Origin of the sequence: Vannielia litorea, from assembly GCF_019801175.1 — a bacterium.
Classification (GTDB): Bacteria; Pseudomonadota; Alphaproteobacteria; order Rhodobacterales; family Rhodobacteraceae; genus Vannielia; species Vannielia litorea_B.
This window is the reverse complement of the sequence record NZ_JAHVJR010000001.1, coordinates 1135397-1159722: the sequence shown is the minus strand read 5'-3', so window position 1 is coordinate 1159722 and position 24326 is coordinate 1135397. Positions and strand designations below refer to the sequence as shown.

Genomic DNA, 24326 nt, shown 5'->3' with positions numbered 1-24326 from the left:
AGCGGGCGATCTTCATTCGGCAGCTTCGGCCTTGGCCTCGATCTCCTCAGCCTTGGCCTCCACCTCACGCACGATGTGGTCGATCATCTGGTCATTGCTGATCTTGTGGTCCTGCTTGCCCGACAAATAGACCATCCCGTGCCCGGCCCCGCCGCCGGTAAAGCCCACATCGGTCATCAGCGCCTCGCCCGGCCCATTCACCACGCAGCCGATGATGCTCAGGCTCATCGGCGTCTTGATGTGCTCCAGCCGCTTCTCCAGCGCCTCCACCGTCTTGATCACGTCAAACCCCTGCCGCGCGCAACTGGGGCAACTGATGATGTTCACCCCCCGGTGGCGCAAACCCAGCGATTTCAGGATCTCGTAGCCCACCTTCACCTCTTCCACCGGATCGGCAGAGAGGCTCACACGGATCGTGTCGCCAATCCCCATCCACAGCAGGTTGCCGAGGCCGATGGCGCTCTTGATCGTGCCACTCATCAGCCCGCCCGCCTCGGTGATGCCAAGGTGTATGGGCGCGTCGGTGGCCTCCGCAAGCTGCTGGTAAGCCGCCGCGCTCAGGAAAACGTCCGAGGCCTTGCAGCTGATCTTGAACTCGTGAAAGTCGTTGTCCTGCAACAGCTTGATGTGGTCGAGCCCGCTCTCCACCATCGCATCGGGGCACGGCTCGCCGTACTTTTCCAGCAGGTGTTTCTCCAGCGACCCGGCGTTCACCCCGATCCGGATCGAGCAGCCGTGGTCCTTCGCCGCTTTCACCACCTCCTGCACCCGCTTCGCATCGCCGATGTTGCCGGGGTTGATCCGCAGGCAGGCCGCGCCCGCCTCGGCGCTCTCCAGTGCCCGCTTGTAGTGAAAGTGAATGTCCGCAACGATCGGCACCGGGCTTTCCGCCACAATCTCCTTCAACGCGCTGCTCGAGGCCTCATCCGGCACCGACACCCGCACAATATCCGCCCCCGCTTCCGCGCAGCGCAACACCTGCTCGATCGTCGCCTTCGCGTCGCTCGTGTCGGTGTTGGTCATGGTCTGCACCGAGATCGGCGCGCCGCCGCCCACCGGCACCTTGCCCACCATCACCTGGCGGCTCTCGCGGCGGTAGATGTTCTTCCACGGGCGGATTGCGTTGATCGACATGGACCCTCCGGGGGATTGCTCGCGTCAGCCCGAGAGATAGGCCGCGTTGCCGTCAGGGACAATGGAACATTTCCGCACGGGACCGTCCCCGAAGGGTGCGCAGCAATGGCGCACCCGGCCTCACATCATTCGGAAACCAGCGGCCCGTTCTCAGCGACCATCACGCTCTGCAGCGCCGGGTCGCGGCTGAGGTCGGCCACAGCAAGGCTCTCGGTCGCACCTTCCGCGCTCAGCGCGAAGTTCGACACCACCTCACCCCGGCTGCCAATCGGCCCATAGGCCTGCCCGCCAGCCACCACATAAACCGCGCCGGCATCGCCGGTGCGCAGGGTGGCAGCCACTTCGGCCTGCGGCAGGGTATAACGATCGCCCGGCTGCATGGTGCGCTCATAGATCGTCGAGCCATCCGCGGCCCGCACCCGCACCCAGCTCGGCCGCACCGCGACCAGCTCCACCATGGGCTGGCCATCGGCGGTCACCTTGGGTGCATCTGCCACGATTGCCTCGGCAACGCGGCGCTTTTCTTCGTAGTCCTCGGGCGCGTTCAGCGGCTTTTGCGGCGCTTCGGCCAAAACCCGGGCCAGCGCCCCATCGGTCGCGCCATCGGCCAGCGTAAAGCTGTCGCGCAGCCCGTCGCGGTTCAGCGCAAGGCCAGAGACGACATTGCCGCTCGGGCCAGCGGGGCCATAGGTCTTGCCGTCCATCGCAAAGTACACTGCGCCAGCCGCGCCGGTGCGCAGCACCGCGGCGGTGTCACCCTCGGGCACGATCCAGCGCTCCCCGGCGTTCAGCGTCTTCTCGAAGAGGATGTTGCCCTCGGCGTCCTGCACCCGCACCCATGCCGGGGCGGTGGCCACCAGTTCGAGCGCATCGGAGGCATCGAGTTCGGTGCCATCGTCGCGATGGACTTCACCCGTCTCGGCCACCAGCACGCCGCTGCTGCCAATTCCGGCCCCTGCCCCGGCGCCCGGCGCAAGCGCGCCCTGAGTGCGCGGGTCAAGCGCCGCAATCGGGCCATCGCGCGGCACCATCACCGGGGTGTCCAGTGCCTGCGGGCGATAGAGCCGGTCCAGTGCATCAGGGGTCGCGGCATCCACGCCAGCGTATTCCGGGCTGTCCACTTCGGGCGCCACCGGCGGTGCCAACGGGTCGATATCGGCCACCACGCCGGGCGCCTCGTCCACCGGCGCGACCGACACGCGCTGCACCTGCTGAAGCACCGCCCAGCCGCCGTAGCCCACCGCACCGATCAGCGCGAGCAGCACCAGCGACGAGCCGATAGCACCCGGCTCGATCTTCGAGAGCATCCCCTCGCCGCGCGGGCTGAACGAGACGTTCGGCTCGGCAAAGGGGTCACGCGCACCGGCCACACGGGTCAGCGGGCGGGCCTTGGGCTTGCCCTTGGCTCCGGGTGCGCCACCTTTAAGACGGGTGAGCATACCGCCAAGCGCTCCATCGGCGGCGGCATTCGCCTCCTTGGAAACCTTGGTCCCCTCGCCCTTGCGCCCGCTCTGCTCCAGCCCCGACAGGGTGGCAAAATCAGCCTCTCGGCAGAAGGTCTCGAAGGCCCATTCCGGGTCCAGCGCGAGATAGCGGGCATAGGAGCGCACGTAACCGGCAATAAAGCCGGGCGTCTCAAAGGCGCTCGGGTCAGAGTTCTCGATGGCAGCGATGTAGGTGGCCTTGATCTTCAGCTCGCGCTGCACGTCCAACAGGCTCTTGCCCATTGTCGCCCGCTCGCCCCGCATGATGTCGCCCAGCCGCAGATCGAAATCATCGAATCCCTTCGGAGGTGCCTCCTCCGTGTCCGGCTTTGGCGTCCTGCGCCTGATCATTATGCCTGCCCCGTGCGCATATTCAGAAGTGTCCCCAAGACCTATGGCGATTCGTGCGCTACACGCCAAGATCACGTGTAGATTACCATGATGCTAACGCCGATGCACTTGCAGAAGCGTTTACAGGAGGCTTCTTGCCGAACCGCCGGAGCGTCGCAAGGATTCGAAAAGGGGGGTGTCGCCTCAGCGGGGTTCCGCTCAGGCAGAGAGCTCCTGACGGTTCAGCTCGCAGTGGTTCCACAGCCCGTCCATCGCCTTGACCAGCCCGTCGATCATCTTCGGGTCATGCACCGGCGAGGGGGTAAACCGCAGCCGCTCGGTGCCGCGCGGCACGGTCGGGTAGTTGATCGGCTGCACATACACACCGTAATCCTCGAGCAGCATGTCCGAGATCATCTTGGTGTGCTTCGGGTCGCCCACGATCACCGGCACGATATGGCTGCCGTGGTCGATGATCGGCAGCCCCAGCGCCTTCAGCCGGGTCTTCAGAATGCGCGCATTGGTCTGGTGCTGGTCGCGGATCGTCTGGTCCTGCTTGAGGTGCGCTACGCTGGCAGCAGCCCCAGCAGCCACCACCGGCGGCAGGCTGGTGGTAAAGATGAAGCCCGGCGCATAAGACCTTACCGCATCGCAGATTTTCGCGCTGGCGGCGATGTAGCCACCATGCACGCCAAAGGCCTTGCCCAGCGTGCCATTGATGATGTCGAGCCGGTCCATCAGCCCGTCCCGCTCCGCCACGCCACCACCGCGCGGGCCATACATACCCACAGCGTGCACCTCGTCGAGGTAGGTCAGCGCGCCAAACTCGTCGGCCAGGTCGCACAGCTCGCGGATCGGTCCAAAATCGCCGTCCATCGAATAGATCGACTCGAAAGCAATCAGCTTCGGCGCCGCCGGATCATCTGCGGCCATCAGCTCGCGCAGATGCTCCACGTCATTGTGCCGAAACACCCGCTTGGCCCCGCCATTGCGGCGGATGCCCTCGATCATGCTGGCGTGATTCAGCTCGTCCGAATAGATGATCAGCCCCGGCAGCAGCTTGGGCAGCGTGCTCAGCGTGGCGTCATTGGCAATATAGGCCGAGGTGAACAGCAGCGAGGCTTCCTTGCCGTGCAAGTCGGCCAGTTCGGCCTCCAGCCGCTTGTGATACACCGTGGTGCCGCTGATGTTCCGCGTCCCGCCCGAGCCTGCGCCCGTGGCTTCCAGCGCCTCGTGCATGGCCGCCAGCACCACCGGATGCTGGCCCATCCCGAGGTAGTCGTTGCCGCACCACACGGTGATATCCTGCTCCGAGCCATCGGGCTTCATCCAGACGGCATGCGGAAACTGCCCCTTACGGCGCTCGATATCGATGAAGGTCCGATACCGGCCCTCCTCGTGCAGCCGATCGAGGGCTGCATCAAATTTCTCGAGCATGTCCGTCTTGCTGGTCACGGGGCGCGTCCTCCTTGTCCGCTCTGCGGCGTTTGAAAGTCTTAACAGAGCCATATCATTTCGTGAATATGTGGCACCTGCGATATTTTGGCGCTTTGATCCAGATCACGTGGAATTCACGAAATGCGCACGCTGGGCCGTGAATCTCCGCCGCTGGACAGTCCCTTTCCCGGTGCTACCCTCCGCGCAACAAAGGAGCCACCATGTCCATCGACCCCGTTCTCGCCCGTATCGATTCTCAACTGCCCGAGGCGCTGGAGCGCCTGATGGAGCTGCTGCGCATCCCCTCCATCTCCACCGATCCGGCCTTCAAGGCAGATTGCACCCGCGCCGCCGAGTGGCTCGCCGCCGACCTTGCATCACTGGGGCTCGACGCCTCCGTGCGCGAAACCCCGGGCCACCCGATGGTCGTGGCCCACGGCGGCCCCGAGGGTGCACCGCACCTCCTCTTCTACGGCCATTATGATGTGCAGCCCGTCGACCCGCTCGAGCTGTGGGACCGTGACCCTTTCGACCCCGAGGTTCAGGACACCCCCAATGGCAAGGTCATCCGCGCCCGCGGCAGCTCCGATGACAAGGGCCAACTGATGACCTTCGTCGAGGCTCTCCGCGCCTGGGTCGCCGAGCACGGCGCGCTGCCCTGCAAGCTCACCATCTTCTTCGAGGGCGAGGAAGAGTCCGGCTCCCCCTCCCTCATCCCCTTTATGAAGGAGAACGCCGAAGAGCTGAAAGCCGACATCGCTCTCATCTGCGACACAGGCCTCTTCGCCGATACCGTCCCCGCCATCATTACCCAGCTACGCGGCCTTCTGGGCGAGGAGCTGACCATCACGGCGGCCAACAAGGATCTGCACTCCGGCATGTATGGCGGCGCCGCGATGAACCCCATTCGCGTGCTCACCCGCATCCTCGCTTCGCTGCACGATGACACAGGCCGCATCACCGTGCCCGGCTTCTACGATGGCGTGCCCGAGATCGGCGACAACCTGAAGAAAAGCTGGCAAGCCCTCGGCTTCGATGAAAAATCCTTCCTCGGTGAGGTCGGTCTCTCCGAGCTGGCCGGTGAGCAGGGCCGCATGGCGCTCGAGCAGCTCTGGTCCCGCCCGACCTGCGAGATCAACGGCATCAAGGGCGGCTACACCGGCGACGGCTTCAAAACCGTGCTGCCCTCCAAGGCCTCCGCCAAGGTCTCCTTCCGCCTCGTCGGCGAGCAGGACCCGCACGCCATCCGCGAGAACTTCCGCGAGATGGTCCGCTCGATGCTGCCGCCCGACTGCGAGGTCGAGTTCCACGGCCACGGCGCCGGCCCCGCCGGCCATATGGACACCACTCACGCCGCTTTCGAGCCCGCCCGTCAGGCCCTCACCGAGGAATACGGTAGCGAAGCCGCCTACGTCGGCTGCGGCGGCTCGATCCCGATCGCGGGCTACTTCAAAACCCTCCTCGACATGGACGCCATGCTCATCGGCTTCGGCAAGGACGACGACCAGATCCACAGCCCGAACGAGAAGTACGACGTGGAGAGTTTCCACAAGGGCACGAGAAGCTGGGCCCGCATCCTTGCGGCTCTGACCAACGGCTAACCGAAATCACCGTCATCCTCAGGCCCCGGCCCGAGGATGACGCCACCAAGAGGCCCCCAATGTTCGCCCCGCAAACCACCGAGATCGACGGCCTCACCCTCGCTTATGAACCCGGCGGAGCGCCACAAGGCCTCCCCCTTCTCTTCCTCCACGGCTTCCCCCAAACCCGCGCCATGTGGCACCCCATCGCCCCAGCCTTCGCGCAGGACCACCCCATCATCCTCGCCGATCTCCCCGGCTACGGCGCCTCGGGCAAGCCGCACGACCTCGCCCCCTATTCCTTCCGCGAGATGGCCCGCCGCCTCGCCGCCCTCATGGCCCACCTCGGCCACGACACCTTCGCCGTCATCTCCCACGACCGCGGCGCGCGAGTCGCCCACCGCATGGCCCTTGACCACCCAGAGCGGGTCAAGGCCGTCACCCTGATGGACATCGTCCCAACCCACACTCTGCTGACCGACCTCAAACTCCGGGTCGCGCAGAGCTACTATCACTGGTTCTTCCTCGCCCAGCCCGAGCCTTTCCCGGAATCCATGATCGCGGCCGATCCCAACGCCTATTACGAATCCTGCCTCCTCGGCTGGGGCGCCGCCAAGCACACCGATTTCCACCCCGATCAGCTCACCGCTTACCGCACCGCATGGACCAACCCCGACACCCGCCGCGCCATGTGCAACGACTACCGCACCGCCCTCACGCTGGACCTCGCCGACGATGAGGCCGACCTCGGCGCCACGATCCAATGCCCCGCCCAAATCCTCTACGGCGCGAGCGGCGCCATGGCCAAACTCTACGATGTCCCCGCCACCTGGGCGCCCAAGACCACCCAAATGACCCACGCCGCCCTACCCGGCGGCCACTTCTTCCCCGATACGGCCCCCGAAGAAACAGCAGAAGCGGTCAAATTCTTCCTCGCAAGCCTCTGATCCCGCCCATCCCAGCGTTAACCCTAACGCCCATTAAGGTTACCGCGCCCGCCCCAAGCCCCACCCCGGCTGCATTTTCTTGCTGCAAATATTCCCGGGGGTGTGGGGGGCTGGCCCACCACTAACTAAGCGCGCTCCAGAGGACGGGCCCCAAGAACCAAAAAACGCCCGCCAAAAGCGGACGCAACCAAATCATCGATGTGAAGGAAGGTGGCGCGGTTGACGGGGCTCGAACCCGCGACCCCCGGCGTGACAGGCCGGTACTCTAACCAACTGAGCTACAACCGCGCATGGGCCTATTCGGCATTTACAGCGTGGCGCGGTTGACGGGGCTCGAACCCGCGACCCCCGGCGTGACAGGCCGGTACTCTAACCAACTGAGCTACAACCGCGCAGCGCTGTAGGGGGGCTTCTATGCAAGGCCGCCCGGCTCGTCAAGCGGCCAATCCACGGGTGTCAGAATTTCATGCCCTTCGACTTTTCCCAACCCGCCACCATCAGCTGCTCCACCTTGGCGAGCTTGTCGATCAGATAGGCCACATTGCCCTCTGCAATGTCCTGTGTCGCGGTAGTGGTGGTCTCCTGTCCGCCGCTCGTGCTGGTCACCCGGGCTTCCAGAACCACCTCCTGCGGCACCTCGTATATCTCCCGCATGAACTCCCACGCCGGATCGCCCGACATCCCGAAGATCATCTCGCCGGGCCGCGATTCCTCCTGGCTCCGCAGGCTCCAGCGCAGCGTTTTCTCGGGCAGGATCAGTTCCATCTCCAGCCCCGCCGTCCCAGCCTCCACATCGGCGCTAACCATATCCCAGAGCGTCTCGTTCACGATCCCCTTGCCCGGATAGGCCATCACCCGGATGCCGGTGAACCCAAGGTCCGGGCCGAAGAACCGTGCGAGGTAAAGCCCTTTGCCGCTGCCCAGATCGACCCGGCACACCAGGCCGCCGCCATTGCGCTGCGAACAGGCCGCCACCTCGGCGGTGCCGCCCTCGTCCCCCTTGAACTTCAGATGATAGCTGATCAGCCCGTCGAGATAGGTCACATGCTCCTGCGTGGTGCCGTTCTCCGGCAGGAACTCCACCCAGTATTGCTCCACCCTGCCCGCGCTCTGCTCCTGCACGCAGCTCACGGTCCCCCCGAATGCACCGGGGTGGGCCACCGGGCGATGCACCTTGTCGATCTCCGCCCCCTCCTCCGCGCCGCCCAGCAGCAAAGGCCGGTCACACGGCAGGCTCTCCTGCGCCACGGCGAGGCCGGGCATTCCAACAGAGAGAACGGCAGCAAGGATCCAGCGCAGCATTAATCAAAATCCGGAATGACTTCTCAATATCCGCAAAGGCTAGGCCGCCCTTCCCCGGCTTGTCCAGCCCGCCGGGCCACCCGCCAAAGGCCTCCGCGTCGCGAGTCAGAACCCGTCCCGCAGCACGCCCGCATATGTCTCGGCAATCCCCTCCCGCAGGCTCCTTGCGTCGTTCCATCCCATCGCATGAAGCTTCGAGCTGTCCATCAGCTTGCGCGGCGTCCCGTCCGGCTTGCTGGCATCAAACACCAACTCCGCTTCATAACCCACCACATCGGCAATCACCTCCGCCAGTTCCCGGATCGAAACCTCCACCCCCGAGCCCACGTTCACAGGCGCGTCACCGTCATAGGCCTTGAGCAGAAACACCAGCGCATCGGCCAGATCATCGCAATGCAAAAACTCCCGTAGCGGCGACCCCGTGCCCCAGATGACCACCTCGCCCGCACCGCGCAGCTTCGCCTCGTGGAACTTCCTCAGCAGCGCCGGCAGCACATGGCTCGTTTCGAGGTCATAGCTGTCGCCCGGCCCGTAAAGATTGGTTGGCATCGCCGAAATCCACCGCCGCCCGTGTTGGGCGCGATAGGCCTGCACCAGCTTCACCCCGGCGATCTTCGCAATCGCATAGGCCTCGTTGGTCGGCTCCAGCGGCCCGGTCAGCAGGCTCTCTTCCGAGATCGGCTGCTCTGCCATCTTCGGGTAGATGCAGGAGGAGCCGAGAAACAGCAGCCGCTCGACCCCGCACAGATGCGCCGCCTGCATCACGTTGGCTTCGATCATCAGGTTCTCGTAGAGAAACTCCGCAGGCCGCGCCGCATTCGCCGCGATGCCCCCCACCTTCGCCGCCGCCAGCACAATGACATCGGGCCGCACCTCCGCCATCCAGTCCTGCACCGCCCGCTGGTCGATCAGGTCCACCACATCCCGCCCGGCGCGGATCACCTCGCAGCCCTCACGCGCCAGCCGCCGCACCACCGCGCCGCCCACCATCCCGCGATGGCCCGCGACCCAGATGCGCTTGCCTTCAAGCTCCATCACCGGCCCTGTCACCCCTCGAAACTCACCGGAAGCTCCAGCCCGTGCTGCTTCAGCAGCGCCATCCGCCGCGCCGCCTTCAGGTCACTCTCCACCATCTCCGCGCACATCTCCTCCGCGGTGATCTCTGGCTCCCAGCCAAGCTTCTCCTTTGCCTTCTCCGGCGCCCCCAGCAGCGATTGCACCTCCGCGGGCCGAAAATACCTCGGGTCGATCCGCATCACCACGTCGCCCGGCTTCACCCCCGGCGCCACGTTGTTATCGAGCTTCACCACCCGCGCCACCTCCTCCGTGCCTTCACCCTCGAAGGCTAGCTCCATCGAAAGCTCAGCCGCCGTCCAGCGGATGAACTCGCGCACCGAATACTGCTTGCCCGTGGCGATCACGAAGTCCTCCGCTGCCTCCTGTTGCAACATCAACCACTGCATCCGCACGTAGTCCTTGGCGTGGCCCCAATCCCGCAGCGCGTCGATGTTGCCCATGTAGAGGCAGGGCTCCAGCCCCATGGCAATATTCGCCAGCCCCCGGGTGATCTTGCGGGTCACGAAGGTCTCGCCCCGACGCGGGCTCTCGTGGTTGAAGAGGATGCCGTTGCAGGCATAAATCCCGTAGCTCTCGCGGTAATTCACCGTGATCCAATAGGCATAGAGCTTGGCCACCGCATAGGGGCTGCGCGGGTGGAACGGCGTCGTCTCCCGCTGCGGCGTCTCCTGCACCAGCCCGTAAAGCTCCGAAGTGGAGGCCTGGTAAAACCGCGTTGTCTTTTCCAGCCCCAGAAAGCGGATCGCCTCCAGCAGCCGCAACGTGCCCATCGCATCCACCTCCGCCGTGTATTCCGGCGCCTCGAAGCTCACCGCCACATGGCTCTGGGCCCCGAGGTTATAAACTTCGTCCGGCTCGATATCGGCCAGCAATCGAGTGAGGTTGGAGGTGTCCGTCAGGTCGCCGTAATGCAGCTTCAGCCGCGGCGCCTCGACATGCGGATCCTGATAGATGTGATCGACCCGCTGGGTGTTGAACAGCGAGGCCCGGCGCTTGATGCCATGCACCTCGTAGCCCTTCTCCAGCAGCAACTCCGCCAGATAAGAGCCATCCTGCCCCGTGATCCCGGTGATGAGAGCTTTCTTCATGCAACAGGCTCCACGCGCTACTCCCGCCCCGGCCCGCTCCGCCCTGGGGCCGCACTCCAATCAACTAAGCAGCTTTCCCCCCTCCCCGTCCACGCCCCTCTCAAACGAGCACACACGCCATGCGGCAGTTGGCAGAGCAACACAGCCGCCAAACGCCCAAAAGGCCATCGCAATACGCTATCGATCTGGAAGAAGGTAAGGATGGTGCCCGGGGGCGGAATCGAACCACCGACACGAGGATTTTCAATCCACTGCTCTACCCCTGAGCTACCCGGGCACGGGAGAAGCGGCTGGGCCGCCCCTCAGGGTGGCGCGGTTCTACGGCCCTGCCGGGGGGTTTGCAAGGGGGTAAAACGCAGAAATCGCACGGCTTGTGCCTGCCCCCTTGTCTGGCTGCGACTCCGTGGCTTTCCGGCCCCGAAATCACTGCGCAGCGGCCCGCTCTCCAGAGCGAGCCAAAGCATCTCCATCGCAAGTCGAGGGGCGGCCAAAGCCCCGCCCCCTGGCCGCCTCAGGCGCCGAAGCGCGGCTCCGGCACACCCTTGATCCCCAAGCCGGTGATCGCAAACACGCTGCCCCTGAGCGGCCCGTCGCCGGGGAAGCGCGGCAGCGGCGGTTTGGCCATCGAGGTGACGTAGAGCACATCCATCTCAGGGCCGCCAAAGTTCATGCTCGTGACCTTCTTCACCGGCATCTCGATCACCCGGTCCACCGTGCCGTCGGGCGCGTAGCGGACGATCTTGCTGTCGTAGACCAGCGCGTTCCACAGGTAGCCCTCGGCATCCACCGTCGAGCCATCCGCCGCGCCGCCGTTCGAGCCGTCCACCTTGGCGAAGGTGCGGCGGTTCGAGAGCGCGCCGCTCTCGATATCGTAGTCATAGGCCCAGATCTCACCCGACCACGTGTCCTGAAAGTAGAAGGTCTTGTCATCGGGGCTAAAGCAGGGGCCGTTGGAGCAGACAATGCCCTCATCCACCTCGGTCACGCTGAAGTCCGGGTCCACCCGGTAGAGCGATCCTGCGGGGCTGTCCTCGCCGGTGTCCATCGAACCCGCAAAGAACCGCCCACGCCGGTCGGCCTTGCCGTCATTCAGCCGGGTCTCGGGCATGCCCGGCTCCGGGTCGTGCAGCAACTCGCAGTCGCCGGTCTCGAAATCGAGCAGATGAAAGCCGTTCTGCAGCGCCACGATCGCGCCGTTGCCATCCTTGCGCAGCGCCATCGAGCCGATCTTGCCCGGCACGTCCCAGGCTCGCACCTCGCCGCCGGTTTCGGTGCAGCGAAACACCCGGCCATCCATCGAGTCGATGAAATAGAGCCGCTGCTGCTCCACGTCCCAGATCGGCCCTTCGCCGAGGGTGGTCTTCACGTCTATCAGCACGTCGATCTTCATGGCGTCTTGTCTCCCTGTTTATCCTGCGAAGCGCGGCTCTTCGATGCCGCGCACGCCCAATCCGTGAATGGCGAAGACGGCACCCGCCTCCCGCTCCTTGTGGTATTGCCCGCCCATCGGCCGCGCCATCGAGGTCACATAGGCAATGTCCAGATCCGGCCCGCCAAAGGTGATGCTGGTGGTCGATTGCACCGGCAGCCCCACGATCCGGTCCACCACCCCTTCCGGGTCAAACCGGATCAGCCGCCCGGAATAGACTTCGGCCGACCAGAGGTAGCCCTCCGCGTCCACCGTCGCCCCGTCCGGGTAGCCGCGCAGCCCGTCGAAACTGGCGAAGATCCGGCGCGAGGTGAGGCTGCCGGTGTCGATGTCGTAGCCATAGGCATAGATCAGCCCCGGCGTGGTATCCGCAAAGTAGAAGGTGCTGTCATCCGGGCTCCAGCACGGGCCGTTGGAGCAGGTGACGCCCTCCTCCAGCAAATGCACCGAGAGGTCCGGGTCGAGCCGGAAGAGCTTGCCCACCGGGTCGCGCTCCTCGTAGTCCATCGAGCCCGCGATGAACCGCCCGCGCCGGTCCACCTTGCCATCGTTCAGCCGCGGGCGCAGCTCGCCCGGCTGGGTGGCTTGGATCAGCTCGGTCTCGCCGCTCTCGAAGTCCAGAAAGTGAAAGCCGTCGCGCAGCGCCAGCACCGCGCCGCCACTTTCCCGAAGCGCCATCGACCCCACCGGCTGCGGCAGCGGCCAGCGCTTGATGTCGCCGCCCGCCGCATCGCAGCTCTTCACCGCCGGGCCGTAGCTGTCGATCCAGTAAAACCGCTGCTCGCTCACGTCCCAGAGCGGCCCCTCACCCAGCTGATCCGGCTCCTGCACCAATTGCTCTATCCGAAGCATCTCCAAAGGCCCTCCCCTGCCCGGCGCGATCAGAAACCCACTTGATCGCCGCCCTTGAGTTCCAGAATCTCGCGCGCCTCGTCCGGCGTGGCCACGCTCTTACCCAGCCCCTCGATGATGCCGCGCACCATCCGCACCTGCTCGGCGTTCGATTCCGCCAGCCGGCCCTTGCCGGCCCAGAGGCTGTCTTCCAGCCCCACGCGCACGTTGCCGCCCATCGCGGCGGCCTGTGCGGCAATCCGCATCTGCCCGGCGCCCGCGCCCAGCACCGACCAGCGGTAATCGTCGCCAAACAGCCTGTCGGCGGTGCGCTTCATGTGCGCCACGTCCTCCGGGTTCGCCCCGATCCCGCCCAGCAGGCCAAAGACCGACTGCACGAAGAACGGCGGTTTGGCGAGGCCACGGTCGGCGAAATGGGCGAGGTTGTAGAGATGCGAGATGTCGTAGCACTCGAACTCGAAGCGCGTGCCGTTGCCGTAGCATTCCTGCATGACGTATTCGATATCGGCAAAGCTGTTACGAAAGATCAGCCCCCGCGAGGCCTCCAGCGCCTCCCGCTCCCAGTCGTGCTTGAACTCCTTGTAGCGCTCCAGCATCGGGTAGAGCCCAAAGTTCATCGACCCCATGTTGAGCGAGGCCACCTCGGGCCGGAACTGCGCCGCCGGGCGCACCCGCTCCTCCACCGTCATGAAGGGGCTGCCACCGGTGGTGATGTTCAGCGCCGCATCGGTGCTCTGCTTGATCCGCCCCAGGAACGGCTCGAACCCCTCAGGCGACTGGTCCGGCTTGCCGGTCTCCGGGTCGCGGGCGTGCAGGTGCAAGATCGCCGCGCCCGCCTCCGCCGCGGCCAGCGCGTGCTCCACGATCTCATCCGCCGTCACCGGCAGATGGGGCGACATCGAGGGCGTATGAATCGCCCCGGTGATCGCACAGGTGATGATCACCTTGTCCTTCTGAAGGTCCGCTCCCGCTCTGCCCGCGCTCATTTGCTATTCTCCCTGTTCCGGACGTGTCTCAACGCCGCAAGTTCCATCAGCCCCCGGTCGCGCCAGTGCTGGCGGGCGGGGATATCCTCCAGCGGCAGCGCCGCCCGGCGCTCCGCCACGATCCTGTCGAGCACCTCGCCGCGCCAGCTGGCGGCAGGCGGGGCACTCTCTGGCAGCGCCTCGTAGATGCCCGCATAGCGCTCCACATAGTCGCGCACCCCGCCGGGGGCGTTCAGGTCGATGGTCTCAAAGGGGCCGACCACCGCCCACCGCATCGCCAGCCCGTCGCGGATCGAAATGTCGATCTCCTCCGGCGTGGCATAGCCGCCGCCCACGAGGTCGAAGGCCTCCTTCAGCAACGCGCCCTGCAGCCGGTTCATCACGAAGGCGTCGATCTCCTTGCCCATCACGATGGGCGCTTGCCCGATGCCGCGCATCAGCGCCTCCGCCTTCGCCAGCGCCTCGGGCGCGGTCCACGGGGCCGGAACGATCTCGATCGCCGGGATCAGGTAGGGCGGGTTCAGCGGATGGCAGACCATGCAGCGCGCCCGCCCCTCCAGCCCCTCGGAGATGGCCGAGGGCAGCAGCGCCGAGGAGGAGCTGGACAGCACCGCATCCACCGGGGCCAGCGCATCGAGCCGGGCGAAGATCTCGCGTTTGATCACAAGCTCTTCCGGCAGGCTTTCCTGCACCATGTCACAGCCTGCCAGCGCGGTTGCGAGGTCCGGCTCAGTGGTGATCCGGGCCAGCACCGCCGCCGCAGGCTCCTCCAGCAGCCCGGCTTCCTCCAGCCCACATGCCATCTCCCTGGCCAAGCCGCCAAAGCGCTCCAGCACCTCCGGCACGCCGTCCCAGACCGTCACATCGCAGCCGCCCCGCGCAAAGGCCACGGCCCAGGCCCGCCCGATCAGCCCGGCGCCGACGATGGTGATCCTCCCCTGCGCCATGGTCAGAGCGTCTCCACATTGCCGTCAACGGCCAGCGATTGGCCCGACAGGTTGCGCCCATGGTCCGAGAGCAGCATCGCCGCGCTGGCCGCCACATCCTCCATGCTCACCATCCGCCGCAGCGAAACGTTCTTGAGGTATTCCGCCTCCATCTCAGCGTAAGAGACCCCTTTCTGCGCCGCCCGGTCGCGGATCACGCCCTCCATGCGCGGCCCGTCCACGATGCCCGGCAGGATCGCGTTGACGCGGATGTTCTCCGGCCCCAGCTCCTTGGCGAGCGACTGCATCAGCCCGATCACCCCGAACTTTGCCGCCGAATAGGGCGTGCGGTAGGCGTAGCCGTGCTTCGACGCGGCGGACCCCATGTGGATGATCGCCCCGCCGCCGGCTGCGCGGATCATCGGCACCGCCCGGCGGGCACAAAGGAACTGGCCCGTCAGCCCGATATCGAGGCAACGCCGCCATTCCGCCGGGTCCAGCTCATCGACCTTGCCGGTCGGGCCGGCAATTCCCGCATTGGCCACCAGCGCATCCAGCCCGCCGTGCTGCGCCTCGATGGCGTCAAAGAAGGCATCCACCTGCCCCTCATCCGACACGTCGCAGCGCAGCGCGAGGCAGTCACCCAACTCCACTGAGGCCGCCTTCAGCGCCGCCTCGTCCACATCGCAGATCGCCAGCGTCGCGCCGTTTCGGTGCAGCACCCGCGCAATCGCAAGCCCAATGCCGCCCGCCCCCGCCGAGATCGCAACCCGCTTGCCCTCGAGGCCGGGGAACCCTCCGCTCTGCTCCATATCAACCACCTTTCCTATCGCGCAGCGCTATCACCGCGGCCAGTATGACAAACCCGAAGAACACCGAGCGGAAGGCATAGGGCAGCGAGGTGCCCGCCAGCAGCATCTGCATCGCCGTCAGCAGCAGCGCGCCGCCGAACATGCCCATGTAATGCCCGCGCCCGCCGGTGATCAGCGCCCCGCCCACCACGACAACCGCGATGGAGGGCAGCAGGTAATCGTCGCCCATCCCAAGGCTCGCCTGCCCCGAGAACCCGGTGAGCAGAATGCCCACGAGGGCCGCGCAGAGCGCCGAGAGGATGTAAACCGAGATCAGCACCCGCCCGGTCTTCACGCCCGAAAGCCGCGCCGCCTCCTCGCTGTTGCCGAGCGCGTAGATCCGCCGCCCGAAAGCCGTGTGCCCCAGCATCAGCACCGCGCCGATGATGAAGAGCGCCAGCAGCGGGATAACCGGGGTTACGCCCAGCAGCTTGCCTGTCATGATCCAGCGCAGCGCCGGGGCGGCAAAGCCCGCAGGCGTCCCGTCCGACCACAGCAGCGCCGCGCCTTGGAGCAGCCCGTTCATCGCCAGCGTCACCACGATGGGCGAGAGCCCAAGCGCCACGATCCCCAGCCCGTTCAAGAACCCGATCGCCACCGCGATGCCCAGCACCAGCGGCACCGCATAGGCCAGCGCCGCATCCGAGCCCTGCACCACGCCCGCCACCAGAATACCCGAGAGCGCAATCGTCCACGGCACCGAAAGGTCCAGCCCCCCGGTCAAGATCACCGCCCCCTGCCCCAATGCCAGGATCGCGAGGAAGGCCGAGAGCACCAGAAGCGTGTTCCAGTATCCGAAGTTGTTGAACACATTGCCAAGCGTCACTTGGGTCACGATCAACACCAGCAGCAGCGCACCATAGGCCGGCAGCGCATAGCGCAGGGTCGAGGCATTGGCCTTCCACCAGCTTGCCGGCCGGGCCTGCGCGACCCGCGCCCCGCCCGCCGGGGCGGAGAACGGCAATCGCCGATCCACCTGTTCGCGCTGCGACACCAGCAGCCCGCCCCGCCGCGCCCGCAGGTAATCGCCCGCCGCCTGAAGCTTCTGCGCCAGCGGCGAGTCCTTCGACATCGAGCCCGCCAGCACCGCCGCCAGCAGCACGCAGCTTTCCGCGATGGTCGAGTAATAGGCCGAGATGTTCAGCGTCAGCAGCATGTTGACCACGATCATCAGGATGTACGCGCCAAAGACCGTGCCCAGCAGCCCGCCCCTGCCGCCACCCAGCCGGGTGCCGCCGATGACGACGGCGGCAAACATCGGCAACAACAGCGAGTTGCCCACCAGCGGGTCGCCCGAGCCGGTCTGCGCACTCACGAACACGCCCGCCAGCCCGTAGAACCCGCCCGCGAAGGTGTAGGTCAGGAACACGGTCAGCATCCGCCGCATCCCGCTCGCCTCCGCCGCCGCCGGGTCGCTGCCCACGGCATAGAGCGACACGCCAAAGCGCGTGTTCTTCAGCCAGACCCAGAACAGCACCGCCACCCCGATCACTAGCACCGAGGCCGGCAGCAGGTTGGGCACCGCATCGCCCAGGTAAAAGCCGCCGAGGCTGGGAGAGACAAAGCCCCCCGGCTTGTCCATGATCAGCAGCGTGACCCCCTGCACAATGAACATGGTCGCCAGCGTCACCACGATCGGCTGAAGCCGCAGCAGGGCAACGAAAAAGCCGTTGAACGCCCCCACCACCATGCCCGTGCCGATGCCGATCGCCGTCCAAAGAGCGACATTGGCCTCAAAATCCGCCGGGTCCATCTGGGTCGCCAGCACCACGTTCACCAGCGATACCGTTGCCCCCGCCGAAAGGTCGAAGCCCCCCGACAGGATCACCATCGTCTGCCCCATCGCCGCCAGCGCCAGCGTCATGCCGCCCGAGGCCATGAAGGACACGTCGAAATAGGTCAGCGGATAGGGGCTGATCGCATTGGTCAGCCCGAAGAGGCCAACAAAGACCGCAATCGCCACCAGCACCGCCTGATGGCGGCGCAGGTCCTGCCGGATGCGCGGGATCGAACCCTGCGGATGGCCCGTCATGCTCTGCGTGTTCATCATGCCGCTCCCGTCGTCAGGCTGGCGCCACCCAGCGCCGCCTCCATCATAGCCACCTCGGTGATCGCATCGCCCTCCAGCCAGCGGTCGACCCGGCCCTCGTAGAGCACCGCCACCCGATCGGAGAGGAACTCCAGCTCCGGGATCTCGGTCGAATGGAGCAAGATCGCCCCACCCGCCGCCGTGAAGGCGCGCATCATGTCGTAAAGCTGGTGCTTGGTGCCCACGTCGATGCCCCGCGTCGGGTCGAACAGCAGCAGGATGCGGCTCTGTGCCACCAGCCACTTTGCGATTGATATCTTCTGCTGGTTCCCGCCGGAGAACGCCCCGGCGGCCATGTATTGCGCCCGCTCATCCACCTCGACCACGTCGAACGCCTCCGCTGTGGCGCGGCTCTCGCGGGCGGCATCGATTAGCGGCCCCCGGTGGAACCGCCCGATCACCGGCAGGCTAGCGTTCAGCCGCCCGTTCAACTGCAAAAACAGCCCCTGCGTCTTGCGCTCCTCCGGTACGAGTCCGATGGCGACCGAGGGGTGCAGCGCATCGGCAGGCGACGCCAAATGCACCGGCGCCCCGTCCACGAGGATCTCGCCGCTCTTCAGCCGCTCCTCGCCAAAAAGCGCCGAAAAGAGGCTGTTCTGCCCCATCCCCTGCAACCCCGCCACGCCGAGTATCTCACCGGGCCGCAGCACAAAGGACACATCCCGCAGCTTCGGCCCCGCGCTCAGGCCGCGCACCTCCAGCACCGGCTCGCGGGCCTCCACCGCCGCCGCGTCGGGCTTGGCAGGAAAGGTGTTTTCCACCGAGCGCCCGATGATCAACTCGACCACCTCGGCATCGGTAAAGCTCTCCACCGCGCCGCTGCGAATGTGCTTGCCGTTGCGCAAAATGGTCATGTGGTCGCAAAACGCCCGCACCTCCGGCATCCGGTGCGAGATGAACAGCACCGTGACGCCCCTCGTTTTGGCCTTGGCGATGATATCGCCCAGCCACTGCACATCCCCGCCCGAGAGCGCCGAGGTCGGCTCGTCCAGCAGCAGGATGCGCGGGTTGCGATAGAGCGCGCGGGCAATCTCCACCTTCTGCCGCGTGGCCAAATCCAGCTCGCAGGCCAACGCACCCAGATCGACCCGCAGGTCGAGCCCGTCAAGAAATGCCCTGATCTCCTGCCGGCTGCTGCGCCGCCGCAGCACGCCGAGCGGGCCAACGCTGCCGCGCGGCAGCATCATGTTGTCCAGCACCGTCAAATCGGGGATCAGCGTCAGTTCCTGAAACGCCGTCTGTATCCCCGCCGCATGGGCCGCCCGCGCACTGCCCAAGGCCAGCGGTTCCCCATCCAGCAAGATCTCGCCCCGGTCCGGCTGGATCAGCCCCGAGAGCAGCTTCATCGTGGTGGATTTGCCCGCACCGTTCTCGCCCAGCAAGGCATGTACCGAGCCGGCCCGCACGGCAAAGCTCACATCGTCATTGGCGATGGTCGGCCCGTAGGCCTTGGTCACGCCGCGCAATTCGATCAGCGGCTTGCTGGTGTCGTCCGGGGTCATCTGTGCCTGCCTGCTGCTTGGGGTCGAACGGTCAGGCCACGCGCCCGGCCGCATCGGCTGGGCGCGTGGCTGTCTTTCAGCCTGCCGGACTCAGAGTTCCGGCTGGCCGACGAGGGCCGCGTTCAGCCCCACCTCCGGCGTCCCCGCCGAGAAGATCGAGGCAAACCAGCCGGGGTTGCTCACGATCGACGGCAGGAAGGCATTGCAGCCATCGCGCATCTCTTCCCACGAGCCGGTCTCGCAAAGCTGCACCGTGTCGCTGGTCACCACCGGCAGCGGCAGCGTGGTCAGCTTGGGCACCTCGGCGCCTTCCAGCATCGAGACCGCCAGCTTCAGCGCCAACGCGCCCGAATAGGGCGGCGAGGCATAGGAAATCCGGCGCGCGCCGAGCGGCATATAGGCGCCCGATGCACCCTCCACCTCGGTGCCCGCCGGCAGCATCTGAATGCGCCCGCCGTTGGAGCCCTCGCCCGCGCAGGGCAGCAGTTCTTCGGCGCTGCGCCCGGCCTCGAGCTGCATCGCATTGGCGGTGTAGCAGCCGACCTGCAGCCAAAGCCCGTCGATGTCATCCCAGCTGCGGGTCGACATCAATTTCGAAAGTTCGGTCCGCGCCACGGCCTGGCTCCACATGCCCACTGCCTCGCCCACAACCTCGACGCCCGCAGCCTCGAAAACCTCCTTGGCGGCGGCGGTCCGGGCCGCATCCACCGAGGTGCCCGGCACGCCGGTGAGCAGCATCACCTTGCCTTCGCCGCCCATTTCCTCAACCAGCCACTCGGCCGTCACCTTACCGGCCTCGGTCTGGTCGATGGTCACGTTGTAGGCGCAGGGCTCGGTGATCTCGCCGTCATAGGCAATCACGATCACGCCCTTGTCGCAGGCGTTCTTCACCACATTGTTCAGCGCCGTCGGCGAGATCGGAAAGACCACGATCGCATCGGCCCCTGATTGCACCATCGCGTTGATCTGCTGAATCTGCCGCTGCGCGTTCGGCCCGGCCACCTGCACCTGCAGGTCAATTTTGTCGGCCATGCTCTCATGCGCGGCCATTGCCTTCACCATGTTTGAGGCCTCGGCCTGCCAGTCATTGCCGATGTAGCTCATCGACAGGAAAACCTTGTGCTTCTCGTCCTGCGCGGTGGCAGCACCGGCGCAAAGGGCCAGCATCGAGGCCGCTGTCATCGCGCCCTTCAGTGTCTTGTTGAACATCAGAAATCCTCCCAAATTCTCCATGCCACATTTTGATTGCTGATTTTTGATCAAATGTCAAAGCGCGTTTTCAAGCGCCGCGAAACCTGCGATAAGAGGGGCAGCCAAGCCGGTGCGCCAAGCAGTTGAAAGGTAACATACATGGCCAATCTCGCCGGGCGCGCCCGCCCCCTCCGCAAGGAAACTTTGCAGAACCAGGTCTACCGCGAACTCTGCGAACTGATCCTCGAAGGCGGCCTCGCTCCGGGGGAATCGGTCACCGTGGCGAGCATCGCCGAGGCCTTCAACGTCAGCCCGATGCCGGTGCGCGAGGCGCTGACACGGCTGATGGAAGCCGGGGCGCTCACTGTCATCTCCGGCCGCTCCATCGGCGTGCCCACCCCCGATCCGGCGGCCTTCGAAGATCTCAAGAACGTGCGCATCGAGGTCGAATCCACCGCGCTCCGCTGGGCCATCGCCAACCGCGATGCCGCCTTCGAGGCCCGCCTCGCCGCGCTGCTGGAGGAGATGGACAAGGCCGAGCAAAACCGCGACCTGAAGGCCCATATCCGCACCAACTACGAGTTCCACTTCACCATCTACCGGCAAAGCGGCTCGGCGCTGCTTCTGGAGATCATCGAGAACTTCTGGCTCCGCGTCGGCCCCTACTTCCACGCCCTGCGCGAACGCGGCAACCTGCGGGTCTCCAACACCCACCACCGCCTGCTGCACAAGGCGATCTGCGAAGGCGACGCCACCGGCGCCACCGAGGCCCTCGCACAAGACATCCTCGCCGCCTACGACACGATGGCCGAAACCCTGCTGAAGGCAAAAGCCGCGCCGGGATAGGCTTGTCACCTCGCACGCAAGTAAGGGTTAGTAGGTAGGAAGGTGGTGGGTCGTGAGAGGCTCGAACTCCCGACATCTTCGGTGTAAACGAAGCGCTCTACCAACTGAGCTAACGACCCGGACCGGCGAGGGCTTTACCTTGAGATCCGCACCCGGATCAAGCCCCCGTGTCAGTTAAAGGCCCCGCGCTTTTCAGCGGCGGGGCCCCGAAACTGGTGGGTGATAAGAGATTTGAACTCCTGACATCTTCGATGTGAACGAAGCGCTCTACCACTGAGCTAATCACCCGTGGGGGGCGATTTAGCCGTTGTCGTCGTCCTCTGCAAGAGGCTTGGCCACAGTTTTTCGACGGAGTTTCAGCATCACCATCTCGCCGTTCGGCAGCTCTTTGCGCTTGTGCACCATGAGCTTGCCCAACTCGGGAATCTGCATGTCGGCCCCCTTGCCGATGATGTTGCCGATCTCGGCCAGCGTGGCCTCGACCACCGGCTTCACATCCTTGCGCTTCATCCCCGTGGCCTCGACCACGCTGTCGATCAGCGCGACCTTCTTCACCAGCCCCTCGGCCACCACTGGCTCGGCGGGGGTAACAACGGTGATGTCGGGCTTCGGCGTGTTTTCCACCACCTTCACAGGCGGCGTCTTGGCACCGGCTTTCCCCCGCGCGGCGTTGGTCTTGCGGTTGGGCGCGGTCTTGCCGCCGCCCGTGGTCTTGCGTGGTCCGGCCATCGGATGCCTCATCTGGTTCGTGCTGCTCTTGGGGCGCAGCCTAGCAAACCCTCGGTCATGCGCAATCTTGCTCTTGACCTCAACCATGGTTGAGCCCCCAGCTTGCCCGGCATGACCCGCACTGCACCCCCCTCTCCCGGCCCCGCCCTGCTTGCCCCCGGCACCCGCGGCCCCGTTCTGGCGATCTCCGCCGGGATCGGGATGCACGCCTTCAACGATCTGGCGATCTCCGCATCGATCCCCGTCGCGATGGAGGCGCTCGGCGCGCTGCCGATGCTGCCGCTGGTCTATGCGCTCTTCTTCATCGGGGTCGTCGCAGGCGGGGTGACCTCAGCCGAGATCCGCACCCGCATCGGCGCCCGTGCCACCGCCCTCGGGGCCGCCAGCGTCTTCCTGATGGGCATGCTGCTCACCGCCACCGCGCCCTCCGGGCTGGCATTCGGCGTCGGCCGGGCGCTTCAGGGCTTCTCCGACGGGGTGATCGCCGCGCTCTGCTACGCCCTCATCCCCCAGCTCTTCGCCGCCTCCATCGTGGCACGGGTCTTCGCAGTGGAGGCCACCGTCTGGGCGCTCGCCGCCGCGCTTGGCCCGCTGACCGGGGGATATGCCACCGAGCACGCAGGCTGGCCGCTGGCCATGCTCACCGGCCTGCCGGTGGCCCTCACCTTCCTCGTGACCGCCGCGCTCATCCTGCCCGCCCGCACCGCCGACAGCTTTGTCATCAAGCGCCGCACCCCGCTGCGCCCCGTCGCGCTCTGCCTCGCGGGCGCGGGCATCCTCGCCCTGCCCTCCGCCCTGCCTCAAGCGCCCGCCGCTGCCCTCGGGCTGCCCGCGGGCCTCCTTCTCATCGCCCTCGCGCTCTGGATCGACCGGCGCAAACCCCGGCCCCGGTTCTTCCCGTCCGAGGCCTTCACCCTCACGCCGATGGGCGCAGGCACATGGCTGATCTTCCTGATGCCGGTGGCGCAAAGCGTGTCGTCGATCTTCACCGCGCTCTGCACCCGCGCGATCTTCGGCCTCTCGACCGTGCTCACCGGCTGGGTGGTGGTGACAATGGCACTAAACTGGAGCCTCTGGGCAATGGTCGCGGGCCGCCTGCCCGCGCGGCGGCGCCTTGCCGCCCTGCGCTTTGCCCCCGCGCTGCAAATCGCCGGGGCCGCCTGCGTGGGCGCGGGCTTTGTCACCGCCACCCTGCCGCTGGTGCTGCTGGGCCAATCGCTCACCGGCGCGGCTTTCGGCTTCTCATGGGGACCAGCCAACCAGCTGATCATGGAGGCCGCGCCCGAGGCCGAGCGCCCGCGCACCGCCTCCTTCATGCCGACCGTGCAAACCATGGGTTTCGCCACCGGCGCCGGGCTCTTCGGCTGGATCGCGGGCGCCACCGGCCTGGTGCCCGGGCTGGCCTCCGGCACCCCTGCCATTCCGCTCGCCGCGCTCTGGGGCGTGGCCACCCTCACCGCCTGCGTCGCCCTGCTGGCCGCCCGCCGGTTGCACAGCGCCGATGGCCCGCAGCCCGATACGCCCCCGCCCGGCCCTCAGCCCGCCGCCTGAAGCCCGCGTTCCGCCTTCTGCCGCGCCTGCCGCGCCAGCGTCATCACATCCGGCCCGTCACAGCGCGGGATGACCCGGTAAATCGCCTCCACCGCGTTCTCCACCGCAAAGGCCACAAGCCCAACCGCGACGACGCCGAGCATCACCCGGCCAAAGGGCGCGGCGCGGATCTGCCCCAGCGCCTCGCCCACACCGCCCGCCGCCTGCGGATCGGCAGTGAGCGCGGCATAGCAGATCAGCACCCCGATCACGGCAATCACCACGCCTTGGGCGATGCAGCCGAACTTCAGCACCGGGTCGAGCCGCTCCGCCGTGGCCGTGACCCGGATGTGCTCCTTGTATTTCTCCGAAATCCCCTTGTAGCCGTAGTAAACGCCCGCCCCGATGGTCACGAGCCCCACCGCGCCCACCAGCCACGGCCCCAGCGGCATCGCCATCAGCTGCGCGGTCATGCTCTGGGTGCCACCGCCCTCGCCATCGCCGCCCCGCAGCGCCAGCCCGGCCACCGAAACACCAATCGCGCCATGAATGACCCCGGTCACAATCAGCCCGGCCCGCGCCACCACGCCCTTCAGGTCGCGTCCGTAGTCCTCAAGGTCGAGCGCCGCGTCGACCAGCCGCCAAACCATGTAGGCCCAAAGGCCGAGGGCAATGAGCCAGAGCAGCGGCGTGCCCCACCAATGCGCCTGCAAATCGGCCAGCGCATCGGTCGTGCCCTCCGCCTCCTGCCCCTCGACCGCAGCCACGAGCGCAAGCCCGCCAACCACCGTGTAAACCACCGCACGCGAGAGGTATCCCGCCCGCATCACCGGCACGACCCAAGCGGGACAGGTATCAGACATCGACACTCCTCCTTTGCTAAAAGGACGCGCCCACACCACTCCCGGTTCCCTCAGGGGCCGAAAAGTCCCACGGTCAGAATGAGCGCCAAACGATTTTGGCACGAGCATCGGCGCGCGATTTGTGGCCTGTTCAGGCGCGCCATCCCCGCGCCT

At 66.3% G+C, this 24326-nt stretch carries 20 protein-coding genes and 5 tRNA genes; 4 read left to right on the top strand and 21 right to left on the bottom strand.

Going from position 1 to position 24326, the window contains the following annotated elements:
• Positions 1 to 12: 12 nt before the first annotated feature.
• The 3 genes from ispG to hemA form a co-directional block, all read right to left on the bottom strand.
• Positions 13 to 1134: a flavodoxin-dependent (E)-4-hydroxy-3-methylbut-2-enyl-diphosphate synthase gene (gene ispG, locus KUV38_RS05735; RefSeq protein WP_222469127.1), complete on the bottom strand. Its 1122-nt coding sequence runs from the start codon at positions 1132 to 1134 to the stop codon at positions 13 to 15.
• A 125-nt stretch (positions 1135 to 1259) separates the two neighbouring features.
• On the bottom strand, positions 1260 to 2969 hold the full coding sequence (locus KUV38_RS05730) for a helix-turn-helix domain-containing protein (RefSeq protein WP_222469126.1): 1710 nt from the start codon (positions 2967 to 2969) through the stop codon (positions 1260 to 1262).
• Between the two features lie 198 nt (positions 2970 to 3167).
• The gene (hemA, locus tag KUV38_RS05725; RefSeq protein ID WP_222470976.1) at positions 3168 to 4385 is read right to left on the bottom strand and encodes a 5-aminolevulinate synthase; all 1218 of its coding nucleotides are present in this window, start codon (positions 4383 to 4385) and stop codon (positions 3168 to 3170) included.
• A 221-nt stretch (positions 4386 to 4606) separates the two neighbouring features.
• Here hemA and KUV38_RS05720 point away from each other — a divergent pair, with 221 nt between their 5' ends.
• Both KUV38_RS05720 and KUV38_RS05715 read left to right on the top strand, forming a co-directional pair.
• Positions 4607 to 5986 carry a dipeptidase gene (locus KUV38_RS05720; protein ID WP_222469125.1) on the top strand — a complete coding sequence of 460 codons (1380 nt, stop codon included), beginning with the start codon at positions 4607 to 4609 and terminating at the stop codon, positions 5984 to 5986.
• Positions 5987 to 6045: 59 nt separating this feature from the next.
• A complete protein-coding gene (locus KUV38_RS05715) occupies positions 6046 to 6912 on the top strand; it encodes an alpha/beta fold hydrolase (protein WP_222469124.1) in 867 nt (288 codons plus the stop codon).
• Positions 6913 to 7123: 211 nt separating this feature from the next.
• Here the strand turns inward: KUV38_RS05715 and KUV38_RS05710 are convergent.
• From KUV38_RS05710 to KUV38_RS05645, 14 genes are all read right to left on the bottom strand, one after another.
• Positions 7124 to 7200 (bottom strand) — tRNA-Asp (locus tag KUV38_RS05710).
• Positions 7201 to 7227: 27 nt separating this feature from the next.
• A tRNA-Asp gene (locus tag KUV38_RS05705) sits at positions 7228 to 7304 on the bottom strand.
• A gap of 64 nt (positions 7305 to 7368) precedes the next feature.
• Positions 7369 to 8214, bottom strand: a complete 846-nt coding sequence (locus KUV38_RS05700; protein ID WP_222469123.1) for a hypothetical protein — start codon at positions 8212 to 8214, stop codon at positions 7369 to 7371.
• Positions 8215 to 8319: 105 nt separating this feature from the next.
• Positions 8320 to 9249, bottom strand: coding sequence for a GDP-L-fucose synthase family protein (locus tag KUV38_RS05695; protein ID WP_222470975.1), 930 nt, complete (start codon positions 9247 to 9249; stop codon positions 8320 to 8322).
• A gap of 11 nt (positions 9250 to 9260) precedes the next feature.
• A complete protein-coding gene (gene gmd / locus KUV38_RS05690; protein ID WP_222469122.1) occupies positions 9261 to 10379 on the bottom strand; it encodes a GDP-mannose 4,6-dehydratase in 1119 nt (372 codons plus the stop codon).
• Positions 10380 to 10581: 202 nt separating this feature from the next.
• A tRNA-Phe gene (locus KUV38_RS05685) sits at positions 10582 to 10656 on the bottom strand.
• 234 nt (positions 10657 to 10890) lie between these two features.
• Positions 10891 to 11769, bottom strand: coding sequence for an SMP-30/gluconolactonase/LRE family protein (locus KUV38_RS05680; protein WP_222469121.1), 879 nt, complete (start codon positions 11767 to 11769; stop codon positions 10891 to 10893).
• Positions 11770 to 11787: 18 nt separating this feature from the next.
• On the bottom strand, positions 11788 to 12660 hold the full coding sequence (locus tag KUV38_RS05675) for an SMP-30/gluconolactonase/LRE family protein (protein ID WP_222469120.1): 873 nt from the start codon (positions 12658 to 12660) through the stop codon (positions 11788 to 11790).
• A gap of 29 nt (positions 12661 to 12689) precedes the next feature.
• Positions 12690 to 13646 carry a 3-keto-5-aminohexanoate cleavage protein gene (locus KUV38_RS05670; protein WP_222469119.1) on the bottom strand — a complete coding sequence of 319 codons (957 nt, stop codon included), beginning with the start codon at positions 13644 to 13646 and terminating at the stop codon, positions 12690 to 12692.
• Positions 13643 to 14593, bottom strand: a complete 951-nt coding sequence (locus KUV38_RS05665; protein ID WP_222469118.1) for a 3-hydroxyacyl-CoA dehydrogenase — start codon at positions 14591 to 14593, stop codon at positions 13643 to 13645. Before KUV38_RS05665 ends, KUV38_RS05670 begins: the two co-directional genes overlap by 4 nt.
• A 2-nt stretch (positions 14594 to 14595) precedes the next feature.
• Entirely contained in the window at positions 14596 to 15384 is a 789-nt protein-coding gene (locus KUV38_RS05660) for an SDR family oxidoreductase (RefSeq protein WP_222469117.1), read from the bottom strand.
• 1 nt (position 15385) lies between these two features.
• On the bottom strand, positions 15386 to 17470 hold the full coding sequence (locus KUV38_RS05655) for an ABC transporter permease (protein ID WP_222469116.1): 2085 nt from the start codon (positions 17468 to 17470) through the stop codon (positions 15386 to 15388).
• Positions 17470 to 19014 (bottom strand): sugar ABC transporter ATP-binding protein, encoded by a 1545-nt coding sequence (locus KUV38_RS05650; RefSeq protein ID WP_222469115.1) that lies wholly within the window; start codon positions 19012 to 19014, stop codon positions 17470 to 17472. Before KUV38_RS05650 ends, KUV38_RS05655 begins: the two co-directional genes overlap by 1 nt.
• A 90-nt stretch (positions 19015 to 19104) precedes the next feature.
• On the bottom strand, positions 19105 to 20223 hold the full coding sequence (locus KUV38_RS05645) for a sugar ABC transporter substrate-binding protein (protein WP_222469114.1): 1119 nt from the start codon (positions 20221 to 20223) through the stop codon (positions 19105 to 19107).
• A 141-nt stretch (positions 20224 to 20364) separates the two neighbouring features.
• Here KUV38_RS05645 and KUV38_RS05640 point away from each other — a divergent pair, with 141 nt between their 5' ends.
• Positions 20365 to 21051, top strand: a complete 687-nt coding sequence (locus tag KUV38_RS05640) for a GntR family transcriptional regulator (protein WP_222469113.1) — start codon at positions 20365 to 20367, stop codon at positions 21049 to 21051.
• 43 nt (positions 21052 to 21094) lie between these two features.
• Here KUV38_RS05640 and KUV38_RS05635 read toward each other — a convergent pair.
• From KUV38_RS05635 to KUV38_RS05625, 3 genes are all read right to left on the bottom strand, one after another.
• Positions 21095 to 21170 (bottom strand) — tRNA-Val (locus tag KUV38_RS05635).
• A gap of 94 nt (positions 21171 to 21264) precedes the next feature.
• Positions 21265 to 21339, bottom strand: a tRNA-Val gene (locus tag KUV38_RS05630).
• Positions 21340 to 21351: 12 nt separating this feature from the next.
• On the bottom strand, positions 21352 to 21792 hold the full coding sequence (locus KUV38_RS05625) for an HU family DNA-binding protein (protein WP_222469112.1): 441 nt from the start codon (positions 21790 to 21792) through the stop codon (positions 21352 to 21354).
• 99 nt (positions 21793 to 21891) lie between these two features.
• On the opposite strand from KUV38_RS05625, the gene KUV38_RS05620 reads away from it, so the two are divergent.
• Positions 21892 to 23331 (top strand): MFS transporter, encoded by a 1440-nt coding sequence (locus KUV38_RS05620; RefSeq protein WP_222469111.1) that lies wholly within the window; start codon positions 21892 to 21894, stop codon positions 23329 to 23331.
• On the opposite strand, the gene KUV38_RS05615 is transcribed toward KUV38_RS05620, so the two are convergent.
• A complete protein-coding gene (locus tag KUV38_RS05615; RefSeq protein ID WP_222469110.1) occupies positions 23316 to 24173 on the bottom strand; it encodes a DUF1206 domain-containing protein in 858 nt (285 codons plus the stop codon). The genes KUV38_RS05620 and KUV38_RS05615 overlap by 16 nt on opposite strands.
• Between the last annotated feature and the right edge of the window lie 153 nt (positions 24174 to 24326).

Excerpts from the sequence above, each read along its gene's own strand:
- ispG (WP_222469127.1), bottom strand. The coding sequence starts at position 1,134 with ATGTCGATCAACGCAATCCGCCCGTGGAAGAACATCTACCGCCGCGAG.
- KUV38_RS05730 (WP_222469126.1), bottom strand. The coding sequence starts at position 2,969 with ATGATCAGGCGCAGGACGCCAAAGCCGGACACGGAGGAGGCACCTCCG.
- hemA (WP_222470976.1), bottom strand. The coding sequence starts at position 4,385 with ATGCTCGAGAAATTTGATGCAGCCCTCGATCGGCTGCACGAGGAGGGC.
- KUV38_RS05720 (WP_222469125.1), top strand. The coding sequence starts at position 4,607 with ATGTCCATCGACCCCGTTCTCGCCCGTATCGATTCTCAACTGCCCGAG.
- KUV38_RS05715 (WP_222469124.1), top strand. The coding sequence starts at position 6,046 with ATGTTCGCCCCGCAAACCACCGAGATCGACGGCCTCACCCTCGCTTAT.
- KUV38_RS05700 (WP_222469123.1), bottom strand. The coding sequence starts at position 8,214 with ATGCTGCGCTGGATCCTTGCTGCCGTTCTCTCTGTTGGAATGCCCGGC.
- KUV38_RS05695 (WP_222470975.1), bottom strand. The coding sequence starts at position 9,249 with ATGGAGCTTGAAGGCAAGCGCATCTGGGTCGCGGGCCATCGCGGGATG.
- gmd (WP_222469122.1), bottom strand. The coding sequence starts at position 10,379 with ATGAAGAAAGCTCTCATCACCGGGATCACGGGGCAGGATGGCTCTTAT.
- KUV38_RS05680 (WP_222469121.1), bottom strand. The coding sequence starts at position 11,769 with ATGAAGATCGACGTGCTGATAGACGTGAAGACCACCCTCGGCGAAGGG.
- KUV38_RS05675 (WP_222469120.1), bottom strand. The coding sequence starts at position 12,660 with ATGCTTCGGATAGAGCAATTGGTGCAGGAGCCGGATCAGCTGGGTGAG.
- KUV38_RS05670 (WP_222469119.1), bottom strand. The coding sequence starts at position 13,646 with ATGAGCGCGGGCAGAGCGGGAGCGGACCTTCAGAAGGACAAGGTGATC.
- KUV38_RS05665 (WP_222469118.1), bottom strand. The coding sequence starts at position 14,593 with ATGGCGCAGGGGAGGATCACCATCGTCGGCGCCGGGCTGATCGGGCGG.
- KUV38_RS05660 (WP_222469117.1), bottom strand. The coding sequence starts at position 15,384 with ATGGAGCAGAGCGGAGGGTTCCCCGGCCTCGAGGGCAAGCGGGTTGCG.
- KUV38_RS05655 (WP_222469116.1), bottom strand. The coding sequence starts at position 17,470 with ATGAACACGCAGAGCATGACGGGCCATCCGCAGGGTTCGATCCCGCGC.
- KUV38_RS05650 (WP_222469115.1), bottom strand. The coding sequence starts at position 19,014 with ATGACCCCGGACGACACCAGCAAGCCGCTGATCGAATTGCGCGGCGTG.
- KUV38_RS05645 (WP_222469114.1), bottom strand. The coding sequence starts at position 20,223 with ATGTTCAACAAGACACTGAAGGGCGCGATGACAGCGGCCTCGATGCTG.
- KUV38_RS05640 (WP_222469113.1), top strand. The coding sequence starts at position 20,365 with ATGGCCAATCTCGCCGGGCGCGCCCGCCCCCTCCGCAAGGAAACTTTG.
- KUV38_RS05625 (WP_222469112.1), bottom strand. The coding sequence starts at position 21,792 with ATGAGGCATCCGATGGCCGGACCACGCAAGACCACGGGCGGCGGCAAG.
- KUV38_RS05620 (WP_222469111.1), top strand. The coding sequence starts at position 21,892 with ATGACCCGCACTGCACCCCCCTCTCCCGGCCCCGCCCTGCTTGCCCCC.
- KUV38_RS05615 (WP_222469110.1), bottom strand. The coding sequence starts at position 24,173 with ATGTCTGATACCTGTCCCGCTTGGGTCGTGCCGGTGATGCGGGCGGGA.